We start from the raw sequence: 23,763 nt of genomic DNA, 5'->3' as shown, positions 1-23,763 counted from the left end.
TGGAGCTGTCGGAGGAGGTCGATGAGCTGGCCCGCCACGACGTGCCCTACGGCTGGGAGGGGTGGGCACTGCTGCGGCTGCGCCTGGCGCGCAACGCACGCGTCGGCCTGGCCGGACACCCCGAACACTGGGTGCGCGGCAGGGAGCGGCCGCGCCTGGAGACGCCGGAACCGATCCCGGGGGTGACCACCCAGTACGGCGCACCGGTCCACGCCGAGCGGCCCACCGTCGTGCTTCCCGATCCGGAGGGCGCCCCCGTCCCGTGGCAGGTGGAGGTCCGCTCCGCCGAGGAGGGACGGCTGCTCTGGCGTACCCGGGCCGACTCCGGCGGGCGCGTCCGCCTCCTCCCGGACGGGGAGCCGGTGGTCGGTTCCTTCACGGTGAGTGTGCGCGGTCCCCTGGGCCGCGGCATCAGTCGCCAGGTCACGGTCGCCGAGGGCTTCGGGGCCCACCACGAGCCCGCCGCCCGTGTCCTGGAGGCCGCGGGGCTGACCCCCGCCCGGTCCCGGCTGTCCCCGCCCGAGGGGGCCGAGGCCGAACCCGCCGTGCTGTCCTTCCCCGCCGACGCCCCGGCCCTGCCCGCCACGCTCCGGTCGGGAACGTCCGTGCTGCCGGTGACCGTCAGCCCGCCGCACATGAGCCTGCTGCTGACCCGCGAGCACGCCCCTCGCCGACGCACCCGGCCGCTCCGGCTGGACTGCGAGTCGGTCGCGGACTACGGCGACCTGGTCGTCCGCCTGCCCGAGGTCGGGGAGGGCCGTCCGGGAACGCTGCACGTCCTGCACGGCGACGAGGTCGTCCAGCGGATCGAGGCCGGGAGCGCCCTGGGCACCCACACCCACCGCTACCCGCTCGGCCAGGTGGTGGACACCGCGGCCGCGCGGCGCCACCTGCGCCTGGTCCTGGCCCACGGCCGGAGCCTGGTACCCGTCGCCGTCATCCGGCCGCGGCGTCTGGCCGTCGGGGCGGTGGTCCGCGACCGCGTCGTCCACCTGGAGGGCTTCCCCGGCATCGACGACGTCAGCGCGGCCGTGTACGAGTGCGGGGCTCCGTGGCGCGCGCCCGAGGTCGTTCCCGTCGGCGCGGACGGGCGGATCCCCCTCCCCGAGCGGACCGCCGGGCCGGTGCGGATCCTGCTCGCCGTGGACGACCCGTGGTCGGTCGGTGAGTGGCCCCGCTGGCCCGAGCCGGACGACCCCAACGCGGTCGGCTGCGACCTGCCGGGCCGCCCCGAGGGCACCGACGCCGAGGAGGAGCTGCTGTGCGCCGCCTTCGGCGGGGACTCCCGTCTGTCCGCGCTGCCCCTGGAACACGGCAACGCCGTGCGCCTGTGGCGGGTCCTGGGCGGCCACCGCGTCCTGTCACGGTCGGGGGTGCCCGTCGAGCGGATCGAGTCCTGCGCCGCCGCGCTCGGCCGTTCCCCGGTGGAGGCGCTGCTCGCGCACGGGGCGGCCGACCCCAGCCCGGACGAGAGCGTGCGCTCCCTGGTCAGCGGCGGGATCGTCACGGTGACTGCGAGCGGCCGGGTCCCCGCGGACCAGGCCACGGAACTGTGGCACCGGCTGCCCGCCNNCTGGCCACCAGCGACCTGCTGCCGCTCGTCGACCCCGACTCCCCCTCCCCCGAGTACGTCGACCTCCTGGAGCAGCTCGAACAGCGGTGCGGACCGATCGCCACCGCCCTCCTGCGGGGGGAGACCGACCCGGCGCGCCACGCCGGACGGTTCGACGCCGCCACGGAGCAGCTGGCCCTGATGCCCGAGGAGCAGATCACCGCGATCTGGCGGGAGGCCAGGGTCGTACCGCGGGCCCTGCTCGACGAGGACTCGCGCACCCAGGCGGCGCTGGGGCTGTTCCGCGCCCGCGACCAGGCCGGGCTGCACCGGGTGCGGCGCACCGCCGCCGACGTCTCGCAGAGCGTGCTGTCCTCGGCCCGCAAGCTCGACCCCGTCTACCGGCGCCCGGTCACCGAACTGCTGGAGCCCCGGTACACCGTCGGCGCCTCACGCTGGCGCAACCTGCCCGCCGCGTCGCTGGCCATGGCCCTGACCGCGCGGCTGGCCGCACGCTCCGTGCCCGCCTTCGTCTCGCTCGCCCAGGCGCAGCGCGCGCTGTGGGGCGACCTGGCCCGCCACGCCCCCGACCTCGTACGCATCGACATCGTCCTGGCCGAACTGGCCCTCGCCGGAGCCGAACGCGCCCACCTCACCGAGAGGGCGGCTCGCGGCCCCCGTCCCGGCGAAGAAACCGTCCGCGGCCTCTGACGGCGACCGGAGACCCCGCCCCGGCACGGCCCCGCCCCGCGCCCCTCCGGCTCTCCGCCCCCCTTCCCCCGTTCGACACCCCACCCGTGAGGACACCGAGATGACCGCCCAGATCGACCCGATCGACGTCAGCGCGACGGTCAGCGGCGCCTACCGCCGCTACCTGCGTTCGCTGCTGCCCATCCGCGACCCGGCGCTGGCCGGGGCGCTGCACGAACAGATCGACCGCAGCCACCAGGTGAGCAAGGGACCGCTGCTGGAGGCCACCCCCGCCTACGAGACGGGACGCACCCCGCGCGAGCTCATCGACGAGGGGGTCCTGGCCCCCGGGTTCGCCTCCCCGTCGGGACCCTCCGTGCGACTGGACCGCCCGCTGTACAGCCACCAGGAGGAGGCGGTCCGCAAGGCGGGGGCCGGTCGCAACCTGGTGGTGGCCACCGGCACCGGCTCGGGCAAGACCGAGAGCTTCCTGCTGCCGATCCTGAACGAACTCCAGCGCCAGCACGAGCGCGGCGAGCTGGGCCCGGGGGTGCGGGCGATCCTGCTCTACCCCATGAACGCGCTGGCCAACGACCAGCTCAAGCGGTTGCGCGAGGAGCTGCTGGCGCACAGTCCCCACATCACCTTCGGGCGCTACACCGGAGAGACGAAGCCCAGCGAGCGTGAGGCGCTGGAGGCCTTCCAGGAGCTGTACCCGGGGCAGGAGCCGCTGCCCAACGAACTGCTGAGCCGCGAGCGGATGCGCCAGAGTCCGCCGCACCTGCTGCTGACCAACTACGCGATGCTGGAGTACCTGCTCCTGCGCCCGGCCGACCTGGACCTGTTCGAGGGCGAGCACGCCGGGCACTGGAAGTTCATCGCGGTGGACGAGGCGCACGTCTACGACGGCGCCAAGGCCGCCGAGCTGGCGATGCTCCTGCGGCGGCTGCGCGACCGCGTGGCCCCCGGCCAGGAACTCCAGTGCCTGGCCACCAGCGCGACCGTCGGCGACGATCCGGGGGCCGTCACCAGGTTCGCCAGGGACCTCTTCCACGCGCGCTTCGAGTGGGACGACGGCGACCCCGACCGCCAGGACCTGATCCGCTCCACCCCGCGCGACACCATGCCCGACACCACGTGGGGGCCGCTGCCCGCGGTGGAGTACCGCGCCCTGGCCGGGGCCGAGGACACCGAGGCAGCGCTGCGTGAGGCCGCGGCCCGCCACGGCGGGCACGCACCCGACGCGTTCACCCTGCTGGCCGGGGAGAGGCGGCTCAACCACCTGCGGGTCCTGCTGGCCAGGGGCGGACCCCAGGCCCTGGAGGACCTGGCCCGGGAGCTGTTCGAGGCCGTACCCGACACCACCGGGCCCGAACTGCCCGAGGACGACCGGGTGCGGGCGCTGGCCGACCTGGTGGCGCTGGCCAGCGCGGTCCGCGACTCCGGCGGCGGCCCGCTGCTGTCCACCCGCTACCACCTGTTCACCCGGGCCACCGACGGCGCCTTCACGTGCCTGTCGGAGAGCGGGCCGCACGTGTCGCTGGCCCGGCACGAGACCTGCGCGGACTGCGAGGCCCCCGCCTTCGAGTTCGGGGCGTGCAAGCGCTGCGGCGACCTGTACCTGGTGGGCACCGTCTCCGCCGACGGGTCGGGTGAGCGCCTGGTGCCGCCCGCCACCCGGAGCAAGAGCCCCGAGTGGCTGCACCTGGGCACGGCGCCCATCGCCCTGGACGACGATGACGACACCCTGGAGGAGGGCGCCAAGGTCAACGCGCAGGAGCGCTACCTGTGCACCGGGTGCGGGACGTTGGCGCCCACACCCGCCGCACCGTGCGCGGTGACCTGTCGGCAGCGCTCCCTGCGTCAGGTGCGGCTCATCCGCACTCGCGGCGACCGGGCCGCCCGTTGCCTCAACTGCGGGGCGCTCGGGGAGAGCACGCTGCGCAGGTTCGAGAGCGGACACGACGCCTCCCCCGCCGTGGTGGCCACGGCCCTGTACCAGGCCCTGCCCGAGGCCCCCGACGACCTGGCCGCCGACCGGCCGGGCGGCGGTCGCAAACTGCTGATGTTCAGTGACAGCCGCCAGTCGGCCGCGTTCTTCGCCCCCTACCTGGAGGGCACCTACCAGCTCTACCAGCGCCGACGCCTCATCCTCGACGGAATGGCCGCCATCCACGACCCCGACGACGAACTGCGGGTGGACGACCTGGTGGACGCCACCGTGCGCACCGCCAAACGCGCGGGCCAGTTCGACCGCTGGGTCTCCAAGCGGCAGCGGACGGCCATCGTCGCGCCCTGGGTCATGAGCGAACTGGTCAGCACCGACGACCGCCAGTCCCTGGAGGGGCGCGGCCTGCTGCGGGTCGACCTGACCCGCCCCGAGGGGGTCCGCCTTCCCCCCGCCTTCACCCGGGAGCTGGGCCTGGCCGAGGAGGAGGTGTGGGACCTGTTCGGGGAGCTGGTGCGCACGCTGCGCCAGCAGGGCGCGCTGACCATGCCCGAGGACGTCGCCCCCGACGACGAGGTGTTCGCGCCCCGGCCCGGACCGGTGTACGTGCGTCTGGAGGGCGCCGACCGTCGGCGCAAGGTGATCAGCTGGCTGCCCACCTCCGGGCAGAACCGGAGGCTGAACTACCTCGACCGGGTTCTGAGGCGGCTGGGCTCCTCGGCTCCTCCCGCGATGGTGCTGAAGAAGGTGTGGGAGCTGCTGCGCACGGCCCGCGAGGGCTGGCTCGCCTCGTCCGAGGTCCGCGGTTCCGGCACGGTGTACCAGGTCGACCACCGCGCCGTGGAGGTGTCCCTGGTGGTCCCCGAGACCGCCCCGTACCAGTGCGACAGCTGCCGGAGGCTGCATCCGGTGTCGGTGCGCGGGGTGTGCCCGACCATGAACTGCTCGGGCACCCTGCTGCCCTACGAGATCCCCGATCCCGGCAAGGACACCGACCACTACCGGTACCTGTACCGCAACCTCAACCCGGTGGCGCTGTCGGCCCGCGAGCACACCGCGCAGTGGCGGAGCAAGGTCGCCGCGGGCATCCAGCAGGACTTCATCGAGGGCAGGGTCAACGCGCTGTCCTGCTCGACCACCTTCGAGCTGGGGGTGGACGTGGGCGAGCTGCAGTCGGTGTTCATGCGCAACATGCCGCCGACCACGGCCAACTACGTGCAGCGGGCCGGGCGCGCGGGGCGTCGCAGCGACTCGTCCGCGCTGGTGGTCACCTACGCCCAGCGGCGCTCCCACGACCTGTTCCGCTACCAGGAACCGGAGAAGATGATCGCCGGGAAGGTGCGCGCGCCCTTCGTCCCGCTGGGCAACGTGCGCATCGACCGGCGGCACGCGCACTCTGTGGCGCTGGCGGCCTTCTTCCGCCACTGGGCGAGGGAGACCGGTGAGACCTGGGGCCGGGTGGGCGACTTCTTCCTGGCCGGTGAGGAGCGGCCCGCCCCGGTGACGCGGGTGCGCGGGTTCCTGTCCCCCGTCCCCGAACAGGTGGACACGTCGCTGCGGCGCGTCCTGCCGGAGGACGTCGTGCGGGAGATCGACGTGGACGGCGGCGGCTGGGTCGAGGAACTGTGCGGCCTCCTGGAGAACCTGCGCATGGAGGTCGAGCAGGACGTGGCCGACTTCGAGCAGCGGCGCCTGGAGGCGTTCCAGGCCCGTAGGGACGGGCTGGCCGAGCGGTTCGGCAAGACCATCAACACGGTGGTGCGGCGCTCACTGCTGGGTTTCCTGGCCACGCGCAACGTGCTGCCCAAGTACGGGTTCCCGGTGGACACCGTGGAGCTGCGCACCCACCACTCGGGGGAGGGCGTGGGACGCCAGCTGGAACTGGCGCGCGACCGGCGCTCGGCCATCTACGAGTACGCGCCGGGCGGCTCCATCGTGGCCGGTGGCAGGCGGTGGACCTCGGCGGGCGTGTACCGGCTGCCCGGGCGGGCGCTGCACCCCTTCCACTACCGGGTGTGCGAGGAGTGCGGGTTCTACGACCAGTCCAAGGACGCGCTGGGGCCGTCGTGCCGTTCGTGCGGCACCGCGGCCCGGGGCGTGCCGACCAGGTACATCGTCCCCGAGTTCGGTTTCGTGGCCGACGCGCGTGTAAGGCCCGCCGGGACCAAGCCGCCCGAGCAGACCTGGCANGCCGCCGATCCCGCCACCCGTTCCTGGCCGTTGCCCGGCGGAGGACAGGTGCACTGCCGGGCGGGAAGCCGCGGCGAGCTGGTGGCCGTCTCCGACGGTCCGGCGGGGGCGGGCTACCTGATCTGCGACTGGTGCGGCTGGGGGATGGCACGTATGAGCGCCGGCAGGAAGGCCCCGACCGAGCACACCAACCCGCTCAAGGGCACCACGTGCGCGGGCCCGACCCGGCACCTGTCACTGGCCCACCGGTACGAGACCGACATCGTGGAGATCTCCTTCGGCGGCCAGCTCGACATCGGGAGGGTCTCGTCCGAGACGCGCCACTCCCTGCTGTACGCGCTTCTGGAGGGTGCCTCCTCGGCGCTGGACATCAGCCGCGACGACATCGACGGGGCGATGTTCCGGCGTGCGGCGGGGACCATGGCGCTCGTGCTGTTCGACACGGTGCCCGGCGGTGCGGGCGGAGCGGAGCGGATCGCCGCGCACTTCGACCAGGTGCTGGACGCCGCGCGTGAGCGTGTGGGCGAGTGCGACTGCGGTGTGGAGACCTCCTGCTACGGGTGTCTGCGCAACTACCGCAACCAGCCCTTCCACGACCTGCTGCGCCGCCGCGACGCCCTGGCGGCGTTGGACTCCCTGGCCTGACCGTCCACGCGGGGCGCCCGCAGGTTGGATATCGCTTTGACGTCTTACCTGCGGGCCCCGCATCAATGACCTCAGGAAGCCGAGCGCAGGAACGGTGGACTGAGTCGCTTCGCCGATCCCTTGCGGTAGAGGGCCGCTGGGCGACCAGTGGCCTGGGGTCGTTGTTCTCCCGTGGGCTCGACGAAACCTTCTGCCTTGGTGATCTTGCGACGGAAGTTACTGGGATCGAGCGCACGACCCCACACCGCCTCGTAGACGCCGCGCAGGTCGCTCAGGGTGAAGACGTCAGGGCAGAAGACCGTCGCCACCGTAGTGTCCTCGAGTGTGCCTCGTATCCGTTCCAGGGCGTCCTCAAGGATGCGTGCGTGGTCGAAGGCCAGCTTCCCGGGTTCGCCGAGTAGGGCGGCCACCGGAGCCCAGTATGCGTGTGCCGCGTCAGTGCCGCCCACGGGGGCGGGCAGGTCCGGCCCCAATGCCAGATAGGCGATCGTGACCACCCGGCCTCGAGGGTCCCGCCCGGGATCCCCATAGGCACCGAGTTGCTCCAGGTGCAACCGCGTACCGTCGATGGCGGTCTCCTCCCACAACTCCCGCCGAGCCCCTTCGGCGAGGGTCTCGTTCGTCCGCACACGCCCGCCGGGCAGGGCCGAACGCCCCATGTAGGGCTCAGCCCCCCTCTCGACCAGCAGCACCACCAGGGCGTCCTCCCTGATGGTGAAGATGACCAGGTCCACGGTCACCAGCGACAGTTCGACCCCCACGGACCTCTCCAACCGGTCATCCACAGTCTCCCCCTAAAGGTCACATTGACTTAAATCAGCCCGATAGTTATGGTCTAGTTGACCTTAAAGCGGCAGACGCAAGGGAACGGCATGAGCACCCTCCATGCAGCTCCAGGCCCGGACAGCTCTTCAAAAATCCCCAGTGACGCCACCCGTCACCTCTGCGCGGGCGTCTACGTCGACGAGAAGTTCCGCGACCTCGTCACCAGCGAGGTCTGTACAGCCCCCCACCGGAGAGTGGCGCCCTCCTACGGCTTCGACCTCGTTCCCGTCCTGCGCCATGCCTGGTGGGCGACCCACCTGGCCGCCCTCCCCCGGCTCACGACCACCGCGGTACTCGTCGCGCCAATCGCCCTGGGGCGCCCCACCGCAGAGCTCTTGACCTTGGGAGGCTTCACACTACTGCTGTTGCTGGATCGCGCCGTCGCCCTGGCGTCCGAGATCGCTCGAACCGACGAGCACCCGACCGCCAGGAAGAAAACGAAGCCGCATGGGAGACCGCTCCCCGCCAACGGGTGGTTGCGGAGGAACCGGGCCAGACAACTCAAACACGTCGGAGTGATCGCCCTGACCGTCACCCTGATCATGACGGCCCTGGCCCTCAGTTCGCCAGCCGAGGCGTTCCTGGCCGCATGTCTGGGCGGCGCCGTCGTCGGCGCCGCGGTCCTCGCGAACGTGGTACGTCAACTACGTATCAACCACATCCACAAAGCGGAGACACTACGACCGCGCAGAATGTCCCACCGGGAGTCGGTCGTGGAACGGCAGCAAGTACACCCCTACGTCATCTACCGGCGCCCGAAGCACAAGGGCGCGGACGACGAGGAGAGCACCGTGTTCACGCTCTTCGGTGAGGAGTCCCCCTTCATAGGGGCGGGCGAACTCATCCACCAGTGGAACCCGCCCATGAATATCCAACTCCTACGACCAGGCGACGAAGACTTGCCGCTGAACCAGCGGGAGCATCGTTACCCGCCCTTCAGAACCCATGAACTGGTGGACCACCTACGTGAGGTCGTTACCCAGCTCCAAAGCGACAAGGAGGAGGTCCGCCTCCCCGTCGAAGTACGTGACCGCGTCTACGTAGCCGAGTCGGACGTCTCCGCGGATCGCACGCTACTCCGCAATCCGGTCGACGAGACGCTGATGCGCCGCGTCATCAACGAGCAGGACCCTGCGCGCTACCACTTCCTGGAAGTAAGCGTTCCCGAAGCGGGGTCGGAACTCATGGCCACGGTTCTCCTTCAGGTCAGTCTGCGAGGACGCACTCTGAGCCTGTCGTTCGCCGCCTGCGCCCTCACCCGCAATCCCGACCATTTTCGAAAGGCCGAGGAGTTTGGCCAGAACGGCAAGCGTGCCATCGTGGGGGCGGCCTTCGCAGCCTTGATCTCCCTCCCCCGAGAGGTCACGGCCTTGTGGAAAGTCGTGCGCTATCCCTACATCCTAGCCAAGGCCCTCGTGCTGTACCGGAGGGACCTGACCCTCACCCCCATCCGCAACGTTCCCATCGGAAGCCGAATCAGTATCCGCCAGGCACAGGCGCAGGAGTGGAGCCAAGCCCAGTTCGACAAAACCTACCTCTTGAGTCATATGAAGAACATCGAACTACGCCTGCTCAGGGCCACCAGCGATTTCCTCCGCTCCCACAACGTCGACATCTCCGAGTTCGACAACCGCGCGATGCAGATCATCAACAGCGGCATCGTCAACCTGGGCGGCGACAACAACATCAGCAACACCGCGTTCGGCCACCAGGCACAGAGCCACAACCACGACTTCCCGCAGACCGCCAGCACCGCACAGAACGAAGGCACGGCATGAACCAGTACCACTTGCCCAGCCACAACAGCGGCATCGTCAACATGGGAGGCAACAACAACATCAGCAACACCACATTCGGCGACGGAGCACACGTCACCAACCATTGGGCGAGCCCGCCCACCTCATCGGCACCCACCGAGACCAACGCCCAGGAGAGGAGGCGGTGCTGGGACGTGGGTGTCGTCACCATCCTGCCCAAGGAAATGCGGGCGGTCACCGAGCACCTGGGCCTGACCACCGAAAAACGACACGACGGCCTGTTCTTCGCCACGGGGGAGGTCACCACCGAGACCGGCGCCGTCTCCGTTGCCGCCACCCAGACCCACAGCCCCGGGCAACGGTCGGTGATGTCGGCCCTGGAGCATCTGCGCCGCCACTTCGACCCGCGTCTGTGGGTCCTGGTCGGCATCGGAGGCGGCCTCGATCCCGTGTGTGCCAGGATCGGTAACGTCATCGTCTCCACCCGGGTCGTCTACTACGACGCCCGCAAGATCAAGTCAGAGGGTGAAGTCCAGCCCAGGGGCGAGGAGCGACAAGCACCAGCACGAGTCGTTCACGCGGTGAACGCCTTCTTCACCGACCACGGAGAACCCGCGATGTTCCGGGGCCAGGTCAAGAACCACCGGAAACGAACCTTCGAGGCCCTTCACGGGCTGATCGGTTCCGGCGAGGCGGTCATCGCCGCCAAAGACAGCGAGATCCGCGACTTCCTCACGCGCTACAACGACAAGGTTCTGGCGGTGGACATGGAATCCGGCGGTCTCAGTCAGTTCTGGCAGGAGAACTCGGTACACGGACAGGGCAACCCTGGCTGGGTGGTCGTGCGCGGCGTCTCCGACAACGCCGACCAGGAAAAGAACGACGACAGCCACGACCTGGCCGCCCACAACGCGGCCCACATCGTCAGGGAGTTGCTGCCCTACCTGTGCTGACTCCGCTCAGCACAGTGCCCTGCAGCAGCCCCACCCGTGACGATGGGAGTTTCCGTGACAGCGTTTCTCCTCGGCGTACTCAGCTCCCTGTTGGCCACCATGATCCTCGTGGCCGCCGGGTGGCTGCGTTCCTCACGGCCACGATGGTGGCTGGTCGGGCTCCTGGCCCGACTCACCGGGACCGGGCTCGTCCGCATGTACCGAGAACAGCGCTCCGCCGAGCAGGACATGGCGGACGACCTGGCCCGAGCCACATGGGTCAAAGTCCTGTCCGGTCGGGGAAACGCCCTCACCCGGGATGCGTTCTCGTCTCTGTGGTCGAACAGAACGACCCACACGGTCCCGGTACGGATACTGCTACCCGATCCCGACGCCCGGCCAGGTACCTGGTTGGCCCAGCGGGAGGAGGACCTGGGGCGGAACGACCCGGCTTTCGGTCAGGGACTGCTCAACGCACAGGTGCGGGCGAACACCGACTACTTAGCTCGGGTGGCCCGGCAACGCCCAGGAACCGAAGTGCGTTTGTTCGATGTGCCCAACACCTTCCGCGTCGTGGCCACGAACCGCGCCGCCTACCTCNTCCCCCCCCCTGCCTCTACGTACGCGCACCCGGAGTGCTGTACGAGTCGGCGCTCAGCCTCTTCGACACTGTGTGGGCGGGAAGCTCTTACGCCTTCGACAGTTCACCCTCCGATCCATCGCATGAGACCTGACCACGGTACACATCGGACGTCTGGTGAACCAAGGCTCCGAGTTCGGGGCGGCGCCGGGCGGGTCCGGCGCCGCCCCGGCGGGTCACAGGGCCCGCAGCACCACCAGGTTGCAGGTGATGTCCTCCTTGGTGTGGTAGGCGCTCTGCGGGGTGCTCTCCTCCAGGCGCGCGGCCCCGGCCTCCTCCAGCGCCCCGACCCTGGCCTCGTACCCGGAGGAGGCCCAGATCCGGTCCAGGACGGTGACCACGACGGGTGCGCCCGGGCGGGCCACCCGCACCAGTTCGTCGAGCGCTTCGGGGCCCACGTGTCCCGAGGTCAGGGTTCCGACGCAGATCACCGCGTCGTAGGAGGCGTCCTCCAGGGGCAGGCGCCGGGTCAGGTCGGCCTTGGCGAGGTCGCGGTAGACGCCCTTGGCGCGTGCGTGCTCCAGCATCGCCGAGGACAGGTCGACCCCGTCGACGACCTCCAGGCCGTGCCCGGCCAGCGCGGCGCCGACCAGTCCGGTCCCGCACCCGGCGTCGAGCACCTCGGCCCGCGGCCGGTCGGCCAGCAGGCGGCTCAGGCGCTCGGCGGCGTGCTCGGGGGCCTCGTACCCCATGCCCTGGGTGGTGTCGTGCTCGTAGGTCGTGGCCCACTCGTCGTAGGTGCTCTCGCACTCGGCAGGACTCTTCAGGGCGTACACGCGGTCCAACAGACGTCGATGTTCGCTCATACTCGGCCTTTCCTCGTGATCGCTGTCCGGCCGTCGGTGTTCCCGTGGTTTCCGGCGAAAAGGACAGAAAGCATCAGGGGAGACCGTACAGGGCGGGGTGTGTCCGTGTTCGTGTACTGGCTCTCCCAGTTCCGCCCAAACCGTTCGAAGCCCCCTCGTGACCTGTGCGTACACGGGTGGGGCCATGACACACGGACGCCTCGTCATCTTCCGGGCGTGAACCGATGAGTCCTGTCGCCCCCGGTGATCACCACGGCAGTACGCGGAGACTCTCGCCGAGGGGCACATGATGACGGAGGCGGGGACACACACCCTGGACGTGCCGGACCCCGCCGATGTCGGACTGCCGAGCGGAGACGACGGCCCCCATGGCGATCCGGTGATGCGGCGCCTCGGCAATGGGGCGACCGGCGGGTCCGTGGTTCCCGGATCCGCCGGTCGTCGGTGCGGCCGAAAAGGGACCAAGAAGGAACAATGCGCCTGCCCCGCGCCGCCGCCTCCCGCGTTGACAGAATGCGGAAGTCCTCGACCGAGGATTACACCAGGTTGACGGATGCGCACGAAGACGTGGGCATGTCCCGCGCCAGTGCCCGGTTGCCCGCTTGGCGGCGGAAACGGACCGCGGACAGTCGAAAGCAGCGGTTTCCCAGTAGACCTTCGAAGTGCGCGGCCGACCGATCGGGCAGCCCCCGGAAGGCATATCGCAACCCTCATGTCAGGGTCGTTTTATCGCTTGACACGACATTCGTCCAAGAATATGGTCTTTCAGTTTCCGTTGGACCAAGCACGAGGACACACGCATGCCCTTGATCTCTTCCCGAAACGTACGCACCCCACGTCGTTTCGGTCGCCTGGCCGTGATCGCCGCGGCGCTGGGTCTCGTGACCCTGACCGCGGCTCCGGCATCGGCCCACGCCTACGACGGTGCCGACCCCGCGGCCACCGGGTGCTCCTCCGGCGCGGTCACGGTCGACCAGACCTCCCGTGACGGCATGACCTTCCAGCTGCGCTGGTCGTCCCACTGCCAGACCAACTGGGTACGCATCCTCAACTACCCCGGCACCCTCTCCGCCTCCCAGCGCGACGGCCTGCGGATGGACGTCGGCGATCTCCACCGCGGCCTTCTTGTGCAGTTCGTCGGTGACACCACCACGACGGGCACCCGTTGGGGGAACATGGTCTACTCACCCAGCGACAACTGCGCCGGAGGATACGTCAACTACAAGGTCGGCGGCACCAACTGGGCCGAACACGACCTGAGCCTGTTCAGCAGCACCTGCTGAACGGGTCCCCGTCCGCGCCCGAGACGCCCGCCGGTCGACGGCGGGCGTCCTTGTCGGCGTCAGTCGTAGTGGCAGCGCGGAGGGGGGATGATCTCCCGCCCGGGCGGGCGGGGCCGGGGGCAGCGCACGCGGTCGCGGTGCCTCTCCCGTCGGGGATCGGCCTCCCCCGCCGGGGCGGTGACGACCGCGGTGTACGCGGGAGGGGTGCGGAGCGCGAGGGGGACGTGGAGGTCGCCCAGGAGGACGGTGAGGGCGAGGGCGAGGAGTCCGGTGCAGGGGCGGAGGAACCGGCGGCGTCGCTCTGGCATGGGCACCAGCCTGACAGCGATCGCCCTGTGTCGTGGGTCGGTGACGAAAGGAAGAGTGTCCGGTTCAGGCCAGTGAGGGCAGGTGTGAACCCCGGTGTTGCCGGGTAACCGGTTCGGGCCCCGCCGCCCGTGGGCGGGCGGCGGGGCGGGGTTCAGGACCGGGGCGCCTCCTCGGAGGAGCTCTCCTCGGGAGCGCCCTTGGGGGCGCGGCGGGCCCAGTAGGTGGCGACGAGCGCACCGGACATGTTGTGCCAGACGGAGAACAGGGCGCCGGGCAGGGCGGCGAGCGGCGCGAAGTGGGCGGTGGCCAGGGCGGCGGCGAGGCCGGAGTTCTGCATCCCCACCTCGACGCTGACCGCGCGCCGGGCGCTCTCGGGCAGTTTGGTGACCAGGCCGACCAGGTAACCCAGGACGAGGCCGCAGGAGTTGTGCAGCACCACGGCCAGGGCGACCAGGAGGCCGGTGGAGAGCACGGCGTCGGCGTTGGCGCCCACCACCGCGGCGACCACGACGACGATGCCGGTGACGGACACCAGCGGCAGCGCGGGCAGCACCCCCTCCACGAACCGGCCCGCGGCCATGCGCAGCAGCAGGCCCGCGACGACCGGGACGAGGACGACCTGGAGGATCGACAGGAACAGGTCGCCCGCGGAGACGGGCAGGGACGAACCGGCCAGGCCCAGGACCAGGAGCGGGGTCACCACGGGGGCGAGCAGGGTGGAGATCGAGGTCATCGCCACCGAGAGGGCCACGTCGCCTCGGGCGAGGTAGACGATGACGTTGGAGGCGGTGCCGCCGGGTGAGGAGCCCACCAGGACCATGCCCACGACGAGCAGGGGCGGCAGGCCGAGTGCGTGGGCGATCGCCCAGCCCAGGAGCGGCATGACCGTGTACTGGGCCAGCACCCCGAAGATGACGGCCCCGGGGTGCCTGGCCACGATGGCGAAGTCCACCGGGCGCATCGTCAGCCCCATGCCGAACATGATCACGCCCAGCAGCGGGGAGATGTACGGGGCGGCGAGGGAGGCCTGCTCCGGGGCGAGGAGGCCGATGATCCCCCCAGCCAGGACCAGGAGGGCGAACCACCGGCCGACGAAGTCGGCGATGTTCTTGATGACTGTCATGGATCACGTACTTCCCGTGTGTGCCCCGGGGCGGCGGGACACCTGTTCCCCGGGCGGTCGCCGCCGCGAGGGGTCGGTCGCCGCGCGGTCATGGTAGTCCTCGGCGTCGTCGCGGGTCCGGGGCGGGGCGGCGCCGAGGACGGCCCGATCCTGTGGGCATCCCCACAGGGGTGGATCGTGGGAGGTGGTGATGACCCGTCCGCCCCGGGAAGGGGCCTCCCATGGCGAACATCTCCTCCGGACAAGGGACGAGGGGCCGCACCGGCCCACGGGAATGGCGGTTCGTGCGGCGGCACCGGAACGGTCTGGTCCTGTCCCTCGTGGTGGCGCTGATGGTCGGCACGTGGGTGGCGCGGAGCGCGGCGTGGCCGCTGTTGTGGGTCGCGGCGGCGCTGGCGGTGGCCGCCCTGGTGTGGTGGGCGCGGGCGCGGATGCGCCTGGCCCGGGAGAAACGCCTGGTCGGGCGGGTCGACCTGTCCGAGGTCGACCGTATGTCCGGCGCGGAGTTCGAGGAGCACGTCGCCGGTCTGATGCGGGTGCACGGCTACACCGCCGTGACCGTGGTCGGCGGGGCCGAGGACGGGGGCGTGGACGTCCTGGGCCGGGCCCGGGACGGGCAGGCGGTGGTGGTGCAGTGCAAACGGTGGGCCCACCCCGTGCCGCCGAACGAGGTCCGCGCCTTCATCGGGGTCCTGAACAGCAGCCACGAGGGTTACCAGGGGATCTTCGTGGCCTCGAACGGCTTCACCGATGCCGCCGCGCGCGAGGGGGAGGGACACATGGTGCTGGTGGACCGGGACGGGTTGTCGCGGTGGATGGGTGGTGTCGACGTGCCGGAGCCGCCGAGGAGGTGACCGCGGCCCCGGGCCGGGCGGCGGCGTGTGTGCTCAGAGTGTCTTTCCGGCGAAGGTGACGGCCGGGTGGTCGTACTCCCCGGTCTCGTCCTCGGAGGAGAGCGCGTGGAGCCACCAGTTCCCCGTTCCCTGTGAGGGGCACGGGTCCGACCGGGGGAAGGACGGGGGAGCGGCCGTCCCGAAGGCCGTGTCGTGACGTCGCGCGGAGGGAACGCGGCGTGGCGGCAGGTGGTGGTGATGGGGGACGCCTTGCCGGTGAGCCGCCCCGAGCCCCGGTAGGACTCCTCGCCGTGGTCGGGCCCGGGGTCCATGGCGTCGGTCCCGGCCTCCTGCCCGCGTCGGAGCTCCCGCGGCTCACCGCGCCCGTTGGCGGGGCCCTCGCCGGTGGTCGCGCTGTCCCGGGGCGGACGGTCGCGTGCGGCCCGGGTGCGGCAGGGCCGTGCCGATGTGCGGGTGCCGTTGGGGAGCGGCTGGATGTCCTCGTACACCAGCGCGCCATCGGCGACGCGGACGCGGAGCCCGTTCCGCTCGCCGACCGTGCCGCACCCGGAGCCTTCGCCGGGCGTGTGTCGTGACACCCCGATCGAAACGGAGGGTAGTTGTATGGGTTTGCCGGGTGAGGGCACGTGGGCATCAGCAGCCCGCGTTCCGTCGGCCGGAGCCGACGCCATCGAACGGGGGAGACGGATGCAGATCGGATACAAACTCGCGACCGAGGCCTTCGGGCCGGAGGAGCTCATCCGGCAGGCGGAGCTGGCCGAGAGCGCCGGTTTCGACTTCGTGGAGATCAGCGACCACTTCCACCCCTGGCTGGACGACCAGGGCCACTCACCCTTCACCTGGACCGTGCTCGGCGCCATCGCGGCCAGGACCGAGCGGATCGGGCTGGTGACCGGGGTGACCTGCCCGACCGTGCGGTACCACCCGGCCATCATCGCCCAGGCCGCGGCGACCCTGGCCCTGGTCTCCCGGGGGCGCTTCGTCCTGGGAGTCGGCTCCGGGGAACGGCTCAACGAGCACGTCGTCGGACAGGAGTTCCCCGACTCGGTCCACGTGCGCCACCACATGCTGCGGGAGGCACTGGAGATCATCCGGCTCCTGTGGAGCGGCGGCTACCAGTCCTACGAGGGCGAGTACCTGCGGCTGGAGGACGCCCGGGTGTTCGACCTGCCCGAGCGGGCGCCGCTGATCGCCGTCGCAGCCAGCGGCGGGGACTCGGCCCGGATCGCCGCCGAACTCGGCGACGGGCTGTTCGCGACCGAGCCCAAGTCGCAGATCGTGCGGAACTACCGCGACGCCGGGGGCGACGGCCCGGGCTACGCCGAGGTGCCCATGGCCTGGGCGACCGACGAGCGCACCGCCGCGCGGGCCGCCCTGGAGACGTCCCGGTGGGCCCTGACCGGCTGGAAGGTCATGAGCGAGCTGCCCAACCCGGTCAACTTCGCGGCCGCCACCACCACGGTCCGGGAGGAGGACGTCCTGGGACACTTCGCCTGCGGCCCCGACCCGGAGCGCTACGTCGACGCCGTCCGCACGTACGTCGACGCGGGTTTCGACCGCCTGGTCATGCAGAACGCCGGGCCGGACCCCGACGGGTTCGTCGACTTCTACCAACGCGAACTGGACCACCGCATCCGCGGGCTCACACCCCGCCAGACTCGATAGCCACAAACCCGAACCCGCGCCGACCGTGGTTCGGGCGCTTCTTCTGGCGGCCTCAAGGGTGGCCGGTGCTGTGACGACGCGACCTCGGTGGAGACGTCCCAGGTGTACTTCCAGGTTCCGCGGGATGCCGCACAACGCGTCCGCCAGGTCACTTGGCGGGCCATCCTGGCAGCCGTGACCGCAGCGCTGGCCTGGTGGCTCGCCCAACTCGTCCTCGACGAGCCCACCCCGGTCTTCGCCCCGATCACCGCGATGGTCAGTCTCCTTGACGCGCCGGGAGCGCGGGGCCGACGCGCGTTCCGTGTCATCGGCGGTGTTGTGGTCGGGGTCGTCGTCGGCGAGGTACTGGTGCGCCACCTGGGGACGAGCCCCTGGGAGATCGGGGTGGCCGCGGGGATCGCCGTCCTCCTGGCGTCGACGTTCAGCATGAACCCGCTGACTGTCATTCAGGCCGGTATCGCGGCGTTGCTGGTGATCGCCATGCACACCCCGGAAACCGGATACAGCCGCCTGCTCAGCGCACTGATCGGTGGGCTCCTGGCGCTCGTGGTCAGCCAGGTGCTGGCGACTCCCAGCCCCCTGGCCCTCCTTGAGCGTGCCGCGCGTACGGCGTTGACCCTTGCTTCCCGGGGCTTACGCGGTGCCGGTCGGGCCCTCACCGACACCGACCCCGCGGCAGCACAGGACACCCTGCGACTTCTGCGTGCCGGATACCGGGAACTGGCCGCGCTGTACACGTCCCGGGACACTGGCCGTGAGATTGCCCGCTGGACGTTGCGCGGGCGTGGACAACGGCGCAGCGTGCACGAATTCGACGACCGCCTGGCACACCTGGATTCCCTCTACATCGACGTTCTCCTCGTCGCGTACGCCGTCCACGAGGTCATCGATCGTCAGTGCGTGGTCCCGGAGTGGGTGATCCGCGCGGTCGACGAACTCGCCCGTGCGGTGGAGGCAGCCGCCAGAGACCTCCGCTCCCAGACACACCGTCATCATGCCGGCGCCCTGGCCGAACCACTGCTCCAACTCACCGCCACCGACGTTCCCCCCGCCCTCGCCGTACTCGTCACCCGAGTGCGCCTGACCGCTGTCGACCTCACCGCTCTGACACGGTGAGCGCGGGGCGTCCGCTGCGGGCAGGCGGCCGCTCGCCCGCGAGAGTGGCGTGCCCGGAGTCAAATTCGGTTTCTGCGGAGACTGCTGCGTCCCTCCACGCCATCGCCGCGAACGGAACGTAGCGTTGTGACTACTTCGTCTACGGGAGGACGCCGTGTCCCAGCCTTCACAGCAGCAGACCCCGCCCGGCCGCACCGACGCCATGGACCCCAGGCCCGACCACGGCGAGGAGTCCTACCGGGGCTCGGGGCGGCTCACCGGCAAGGCGACCCTCATCACCGGCGCCGACAGCGGCATCGGACGGGCCGTGGCCATCGCCTTCGCCCGCGAGGGCGCCGACGTGCTCATCGGCTACCTGGACGAGCACGACGACGCGCGGGAGACCGCGCGATGGGTGCGCGAGGCCGGGCGGAAGGCCGTCCTGGCCCCCGGGGACGTGGCGGATCCGTCCCACTGCCGGGCCCTCGTCGCGAAGGCGGTGGAGGAGTTCGGCCGGGTGGACGTACTGGTCAACAACGCCGCCTTCCAGATGACCCACGAGTCGCTGGAGGAGATCCCCGACGAGGAGTGGGACCACACCCTGGCGACCAACCTCAGCGCGTTCTTCCACCTCGCCAAGGCCGCCGTGCCGCACATGCGGGCCGGTTCGTCGATCATCGGAACGACGTCGGTCAACTCCGACAGCCCGCCCCCGACCCTGCTGCCCTACAACGTCACCAAAGCCGGGATCGCCAACATGGCCGCCACGCTGGCCCAGATGCTGGCCTCCAGGGGCATCCGGGCCAACTCCGTGGCACCGGGTCCGATCTGGACCCCGCTGATTCCCTCCACCATGCCGCCCGAGCAGGTGGAGGGTTTCGGCTCCCAGGTACCCCTGGCACGCGCCGGGCAGCCGGCCGAGCTGGCCCCGGTGTACGTGATGCTGGCCTCGGACGAGGCCAGCTACGTGTCCGGTGCCCGCATCGCGGTCACCGGCGGAAAGCCGATCCTGTGACGGAGGCGGCCACGGGCTGGCGTCCGCTGCGGGTGAGTGCTCCGGCCCGGCAGCTGGTGTTCGGCGGCCACGCCATCGCCCGCCACCTGGGCAAGGAGGGGCTGCCCGACTGGGCCGTCGCGGAGACCTGGGAGGTCAGTGACGTCAGCGGCAACGGCAGCAGAGTGCTCGACGGCCCCCTGGCCGGCCGGTCCCTGCGCGAACTCGTCACGGAGTACCCGGAGGAGTTGATGGGCGAGGGCTGGTCCGGGAGGTTCTTTCCGGTGCTGACCAAGTTCATCGACGCCTCCGGGACGCTGCCGGTGCACCTGCACGCCGACGACGCCACCGCCCGGCTCCTGGAGGGCCAGGCCAACGGCAAGACCGAGGCCTGGCACATCCTCGACGCGCCTCCCGGAGCCACCGCCCTGTGCGGAGTCAGAAGCGGGGTGACGGAGGAGGAGCTCCACCAGGCGCTGCTCGACCAGGACTTCGACACCGTGCTGCGCCGACTGCCGGTGCGGCCCGGGGAGACGATCTACGTCCCGGGTGGCACACCGCACAGCTTCGGCCCCCGGACCCTGGTCTACGAGATCGAGCAGACCTCCGACGTCCAACAGCACGCGATGCGCTGGAACATGGAGGACGGCTCGCCGGTTCCGGAGGAGCGGTGGCACGCGAACCTGGATGCGCTGATGGCCGAGGTCCGGCTGGAGTCCAGGCCGAACTTCCACGCCGGGTTGAGGATCGGGTGCGGCGACGGTGTGGAGCGGGTCTTCTGCTGCGCCGGACCGTACTTCGCGCTCGAACGCTGGCACGCCGGTACCGCCGAGCCCCTGCGCCACTCGTTCGCCACCGCGCAGATCCTCACCAACGTCGGGGCACCCGTCGAGGTGCGGTCCGGCAGCTGGAGCGGGGAGCTGGGCCGGGGCCGGACCCTGCTGCTACCGGCCGCGGTGGGCGGGGTGGAGGTCACGGGCCCGGCCGACGTGCTGTTGGGCTACCTGCCCGACCTGGTCCGCGACGTGGTCACCCCTCTGGCCGCCGCCGGTTACCCTCCCGAGGTCATCGCCACCCTCGGTGAGGGCCTGTGAACCGGCGAACGGGTCCCTTCCGCGCCGTCCCGGACGCCCTGACCGCTGGGCACGCCCTGACCGGCCGGTAGGCGAAGCGGTGCCGGGACGCCGGAGCGCCGTCCGCACGGAAAACCCTTTGCGGGCGCGTCGCGGCGCGTGGAAGCCTTCCCGGGCGCCCGCACCGACGCGGACGCGACGAGCGAGGTTCCACGTGGAGAGCGGTCTTGGGCTACATCGACGTCAACCAGGTCAGTCACACCCTGCCCGACGGCCGTGTCCTGCTGGACTCGGTGTCGCTTCGGGTGGGTGAGGGTTCCCGGACCGCGCTGGTGGGAGCCAACGGCTCGGGCAAGAGCACCCTGCTGCGGATCGTGCGCGGTGAGCAGCGGCCCCAGGGCGGCGCGGTCACCCTGGACGGCGAACTCGGGGTGATGCCGCAGTTCATCGGGCACGTACGCGACGAGACCACCGTCCACGAGCTGCTGGTGTCGGTCTCCCCCGCGGGGGTGCGCGAGGCGCACGCGGACCTGGAGGCGGCCGAGGCGGCCATGATGCTCGACGACGGTGAGAGGACGCAGATGCGCTACGCCGGGGCGATCGCCCGCTACGGCGACGCCGGAGGTTACGACGCCGAGGTCGTGTGGGACCAGTGCTGTGTGGCGGCGCTGGGCACGCCCTACGAGCGCTGCCGGTGGCGCGAGGTGCGCACCCTGTCGGGCGGGGAGCAGAAGCGGCTGGTCATCGAGGCCCTGCTGCGGGGTCCGGCGCCGGTGCTGCTGCTGGACGAGCCGGACAACTACCTCGACGTTCCGGGCAAGCGCTGGCTGGAGGAGGCGCTGCTGGCCACCCCGAAGACGGTCCTGTTCGTCTCGCACGACCGTGAGCTGCTGAGCCGGGTTCCGGACCGGATCGTCACGGTCGAACTGGGCGCCGCGGGCAACACGGCGTGGACGCACGGGGGCGCGTTCGACACCTACCACGAGGCCCGGCGGGAGCGGTTCGCGCGGCTGGACGAGCTGCGGCGGCGCTGGGACGAGGAGCACGCCAAGCTCAGGGCGCTGGTGTCCACGTACAAGCAGAAGGCCGCCTACAACTCCGACATGGCCTCGCGATACCAGTCCGCGCGGACCCGTCTGCGCAGGTTCGAGGAGGCTGGCCCGCCGGAGAAGCTGCCCCGGGAGCAGAACCTGCGGATGCGGCTGCGCGGCGGTCGGACGGGCAGGCGCGCCCTGGTGTGCGAGGGGTTGGAGCTGTCCGGGCTGATGCGCCCGTTCGACCTTGAGGTCTGGTACGGCGAGCGGGTGGCGGTGCTGGGCTCCAACGGCTCGGGCAAGTCGCACTTCCTGCGGCTGCTGGCCGGTGGCGGCAGCGATCCGGAGTCGTCGGAGCTGTCGGAGGAGGAGCGGGTGAAGGTGCCGCCGGTGGAGCACACCGGGGTGGCGCGGCTGGGTGCGCGGGTGCTGCCGGGGTGGTTCGCGCAGACCCACGAGCACCCCGAGTTCGCGGGCCGCACGCTGCTGGACATCCTGCACCGAGGCGAGGGCACCCGCAGGGGCGTGCCGCGCGACGAGGCGGGGCGGGCGCTGGACCGCTACGAGTTGGCGCGGGCCGCCGAGCAGACCTTCGACACGCTCTCGGGCGGGCAGCAGGCGCGGTTCCAGATCCTGTTGCTGGAGCTGTCGGGTGCGACGATGCTGCTGCTGGACGAGCCGACGGACAACCTGGACGTGGTGTCGGCGGAGGCGTTGGAGTCGGCGCTGGAGGCGTATGAGGGAACGATCCTGGCGGTGACGCACGACCGCTGGTTCGCGCGCGGTTTCGACCGGTTCGCGGTGTTCGGCGCGGACGGTGGCGTGTACGAGGCGCCGGAACCGGTCTGGGACGAGGGCCGGGTGCGACGCGGCAGGTAGGCCACGGCCAGAGCACAGGCACGCGATAGCCTTTCCCAAGCTCACATAAGCCTTGGAAGACAACACATGCGACATCCCCCATTGTTCGCCCGTGCCCTGAGCCTGCTCGGCCTCCTGGCCGCCGTGCTGTGGTCCCCCGCCGCGGCGCACGCCTCCTCCGGCTCCGGCGTCTCCTCCCCCGCCGCCGGAGCCTTCTACGCCGAGATGCTGGAGGAACACGACGGAGTGTTCGTCCAGGAGGAACTCGCGGGAATCCTCGACCGGCGTGAGACCGCCGACGAACTGCGCGCCCTGCTGGACGAACACCATTTCGACGTCGACGTGCTGGTCGTAGCGGGCCGTGATGACCACCTGGCCGCGTACGACATGGCCAAGGCCGTCCACGAGCACGGCGACCGCCCTCTCCTGGTACTGCCCGTGGACAGCCTCTACATCGGCCATGCCGACCTTAGGGCCGCGGGAATCCCGGTGAGCGCGGTGGAATACGCGGGCCTGACCGGTCGCTGGGTCGAACTCCCCCAGGACACACTCGAACGCCTGCTGCGCATGGCGGACCACCCCGACGTGGACGCCCTCGCGGAACAGGCCTGGACCGAACTCCCCGCGCGGTCGGACGTGGTGTCCACCCAGGAGGTGGGCCCCGAGGTCAGGGCCACCCTGACCTGGCGTGAGTCCGGATGGGTGCCCTGGGCCGGAGGCGCTCTGGGCGCAGCCCTGACCTACGTTCTGGTCGCCACGGCCCTGCGCTGGTACTGGCACTGGCGCCCGGCGCGGAAACGGGGGCTCGCGTGAACCCCGCACCGCTGCGACGCGCCCTGCTGGCCTGGGCCCTGAGCACCCTCGCGCTGTCCACGACCGCCTCCCCCGCCCTGGCAACCGACACCGGAACCGTCGCCGACATCGACGACATGTCCAGGATCGAGCGGATCGCCGGAGAAATGGAGGAGGACCGCCTGTACGTCCACCACACCATGCTGGGCCGATGGAGCGACCGGGAGCTGGACGAACTGCGGGAACGGATGGCATCGGAGCCGCTGACTGACCTGAGGGTCCACGTCGTGGCCTATCCGTCGGTACCCACGGACGAGACCGGGGGCAGCCCCCTCCTGTTCCTGCGCGCCCTGCACGAGGTGACCGGCGACGACGGCGTCTACGTGGCGGTCACCGCTGACAGGCGTACGGCGCTGGCGACCTTCAACAGCCCCGTCCGACTGTCCGAGGTGGACACCGAGGAACTCCGTGCGGTGACCGCGCCACGCATGGAAGGTCTCCTGGACGCGCTGGAGGCGGCACCGACCGGCCCCGCGACCTCCAGCGAGATCCCGCCCGACGAGGCGGCCAGCGTCCGCGACGCCGTGCGGTCCCCGCAGGGGGACGCCGAACGGTTCTGGACGGCGGCGCTGTTCCCCGGCGCCCTTCTCGGACTGCTGCTCGTAGGTGTGCGAGTCCTGCTCAAGAGGCCCCGTAAC

16 protein-coding genes and 1 pseudogene are annotated in these 23,763 nt (G+C 71.0%); 13 read left to right on the top strand and 4 right to left on the bottom strand.

The features are described 5' to 3' along the window. Window positions 1-1,753 precede the first annotated feature (1,753 nt). Window positions 1,754-2,263: a hypothetical protein gene (locus D455_RS35415; RefSeq protein ID WP_241480260.1), complete on the top strand. Its 510-nt coding sequence runs from the start codon at window positions 1,754-1,756 to the stop codon at window positions 2,261-2,263. A 100-nt stretch (window positions 2,264-2,363) separates the two neighbouring features. Then, window positions 2,364-7,025, top strand: coding sequence for a DEAD/DEAH box helicase (locus tag D455_RS0115325; protein WP_017571591.1), 4,662 nt, complete (start codon window positions 2,364-2,366; stop codon window positions 7,023-7,025). A gap of 71 nt (window positions 7,026-7,096) precedes the next feature. Here D455_RS0115325 and D455_RS0115320 read toward each other — a convergent pair whose 3' ends face one another. Beyond that, a complete protein-coding gene (locus D455_RS0115320) occupies window positions 7,097-7,810 on the bottom strand; it encodes an NUDIX hydrolase (protein WP_017571590.1) in 714 nt (237 codons plus the stop codon). Between the two features lie 87 nt (window positions 7,811-7,897). Between D455_RS0115320 and D455_RS0115315 the strand changes: the two genes are divergently transcribed. Together D455_RS0115315 and D455_RS0115310 are read left to right on the top strand one after the other, a co-directional pair. Then, window positions 7,898-9,628 carry a hypothetical protein gene (locus tag D455_RS0115315; protein ID WP_017571589.1) on the top strand — a complete coding sequence of 577 codons (1,731 nt, stop codon included), beginning with the start codon at window positions 7,898-7,900 and terminating at the stop codon, window positions 9,626-9,628. Further along, window positions 9,625-10,560: a 5'-methylthioadenosine/S-adenosylhomocysteine nucleosidase family protein gene (locus D455_RS0115310; RefSeq protein ID WP_017571588.1), complete on the top strand. Its 936-nt coding sequence runs from the start codon at window positions 9,625-9,627 to the stop codon at window positions 10,558-10,560. Before D455_RS0115315 ends, D455_RS0115310 begins: the two co-directional genes overlap by 4 nt. A 795-nt stretch (window positions 10,561-11,355) precedes the next feature. On the opposite strand, the gene D455_RS0115305 is transcribed toward D455_RS0115310, so the two are convergent. Continuing rightward, window positions 11,356-11,985 carry a class I SAM-dependent DNA methyltransferase gene (locus tag D455_RS0115305; RefSeq protein WP_026122655.1) on the bottom strand — a complete coding sequence of 210 codons (630 nt, stop codon included), beginning with the start codon at window positions 11,983-11,985 and terminating at the stop codon, window positions 11,356-11,358. Between the two features lie 800 nt (window positions 11,986-12,785). On the opposite strand from D455_RS0115305, the gene D455_RS0115300 reads away from it, so the two are divergent. Continuing rightward, a complete protein-coding gene (locus D455_RS0115300; protein ID WP_051064640.1) occupies window positions 12,786-13,268 on the top strand; it encodes a DUF2690 domain-containing protein in 483 nt (160 codons plus the stop codon). 59 nt (window positions 13,269-13,327) lie between these two features. Here the strand turns inward: D455_RS0115300 and D455_RS0115295 are convergent, their stop codons facing one another. Then, window positions 13,328-13,576, bottom strand: coding sequence for a hypothetical protein (locus tag D455_RS0115295; RefSeq protein WP_017571585.1), 249 nt, complete (start codon window positions 13,574-13,576; stop codon window positions 13,328-13,330). Between the two features lie 152 nt (window positions 13,577-13,728). Beyond that, complete coding sequence (locus D455_RS0115290) at window positions 13,729-14,700, bottom strand: bile acid:sodium symporter family protein (RefSeq protein ID WP_017571584.1); 972 nt, start codon at window positions 14,698-14,700, stop codon at window positions 13,729-13,731. Between the two features lie 221 nt (window positions 14,701-14,921). Here D455_RS0115290 and D455_RS0115285 point away from each other — a divergent pair, with 221 nt between their 5' ends. The 8 genes and pseudogenes from D455_RS0115285 to D455_RS0115250 all read left to right on the top strand — a co-directional run. Next, window positions 14,922-15,554 (top strand): restriction endonuclease, encoded by a 633-nt coding sequence (locus tag D455_RS0115285; RefSeq protein WP_051064639.1) that lies wholly within the window; start codon window positions 14,922-14,924, stop codon window positions 15,552-15,554. Between the two features lie 687 nt (window positions 15,555-16,241). Continuing rightward, on the top strand, window positions 16,242-17,219 hold the full coding sequence (locus tag D455_RS0115280) for a TIGR03557 family F420-dependent LLM class oxidoreductase (protein WP_017571582.1): 978 nt from the start codon (window positions 16,242-16,244) through the stop codon (window positions 17,217-17,219). An 87-nt stretch (window positions 17,220-17,306) separates the two neighbouring features. Then, window positions 17,307-18,335: an FUSC family protein gene (locus D455_RS32225; protein ID WP_017571581.1), complete on the top strand. Its 1,029-nt coding sequence runs from the start codon at window positions 17,307-17,309 to the stop codon at window positions 18,333-18,335. Window positions 18,336-18,489: 154 nt separating this feature from the next. After that, window positions 18,490-19,329, top strand: a complete 840-nt coding sequence (locus tag D455_RS0115270; protein WP_017571580.1) for an SDR family oxidoreductase — start codon at window positions 18,490-18,492, stop codon at window positions 19,327-19,329. Further along, complete coding sequence (locus D455_RS0115265; protein ID WP_017571579.1) at window positions 19,326-20,402, top strand: class I mannose-6-phosphate isomerase; 1,077 nt, start codon at window positions 19,326-19,328, stop codon at window positions 20,400-20,402. Before D455_RS0115270 ends, D455_RS0115265 begins: the two co-directional genes overlap by 4 nt. Window positions 20,403-20,608: 206 nt before the next feature. Beyond that, a complete protein-coding gene (locus tag D455_RS0115260) occupies window positions 20,609-22,294 on the top strand; it encodes an ABC-F family ATP-binding cassette domain-containing protein (protein WP_017571578.1) in 1,686 nt (561 codons plus the stop codon). Window positions 22,295-22,360: 66 nt separating this feature from the next. Continuing rightward, window positions 22,361-23,086: a hypothetical protein gene (locus tag D455_RS0115255; RefSeq protein WP_040684899.1), complete on the top strand. Its 726-nt coding sequence runs from the start codon at window positions 22,361-22,363 to the stop codon at window positions 23,084-23,086. Beyond that, window positions 23,083-23,763 (top strand): annotated as a pseudogene (locus tag D455_RS0115250) (hypothetical protein); the annotation flags it as partial. The gene D455_RS0115255 and the pseudogene D455_RS0115250, both read left to right, overlap by 4 nt.

The organism is Nocardiopsis halotolerans DSM 44410 (assembly GCF_000341065.1).
Taxonomy (GTDB): domain Bacteria; phylum Actinomycetota; class Actinomycetes; order Streptosporangiales; family Streptosporangiaceae; genus Nocardiopsis; species Nocardiopsis halotolerans.
Note: the sequence above shows the minus strand (reverse complement) of the source record. Positions and strands in the feature narration are given on the sequence as shown.

What these genes read in the sequence shown, in the direction of transcription:
- D455_RS35415 (WP_241480260.1), top strand. Translation starts at nt 1,754, where the DNA reads ATGCCCGAGGAGCAGATCACCGCGATCTGGCGGGAGGCCAGGGTCGTA.
- D455_RS0115315 (WP_017571589.1), top strand. Translation starts at nt 7,898, where the DNA reads ATGAGCACCCTCCATGCAGCTCCAGGCCCGGACAGCTCTTCAAAAATC.
- D455_RS0115310 (WP_017571588.1), top strand. Translation starts at nt 9,625, where the DNA reads ATGAACCAGTACCACTTGCCCAGCCACAACAGCGGCATCGTCAACATG.
- D455_RS0115305 (WP_026122655.1), bottom strand. Translation starts at nt 11,985, where the DNA reads ATGAGCGAACATCGACGTCTGTTGGACCGCGTGTACGCCCTGAAGAGT.
- D455_RS0115300 (WP_051064640.1), top strand. Translation starts at nt 12,786, where the DNA reads ATGCCCTTGATCTCTTCCCGAAACGTACGCACCCCACGTCGTTTCGGT.
- D455_RS0115295 (WP_017571585.1), bottom strand. Translation starts at nt 13,576, where the DNA reads ATGCCAGAGCGACGCCGCCGGTTCCTCCGCCCCTGCACCGGACTCCTC.
- D455_RS0115290 (WP_017571584.1), bottom strand. Translation starts at nt 14,700, where the DNA reads ATGACAGTCATCAAGAACATCGCCGACTTCGTCGGCCGGTGGTTCGCC.
- D455_RS0115285 (WP_051064639.1), top strand. Translation starts at nt 14,922, where the DNA reads ATGGCGAACATCTCCTCCGGACAAGGGACGAGGGGCCGCACCGGCCCA.
- D455_RS0115280 (WP_017571582.1), top strand. Translation starts at nt 16,242, where the DNA reads ATGCAGATCGGATACAAACTCGCGACCGAGGCCTTCGGGCCGGAGGAG.
- D455_RS0115255 (WP_040684899.1), top strand. Translation starts at nt 22,361, where the DNA reads ATGCGACATCCCCCATTGTTCGCCCGTGCCCTGAGCCTGCTCGGCCTC.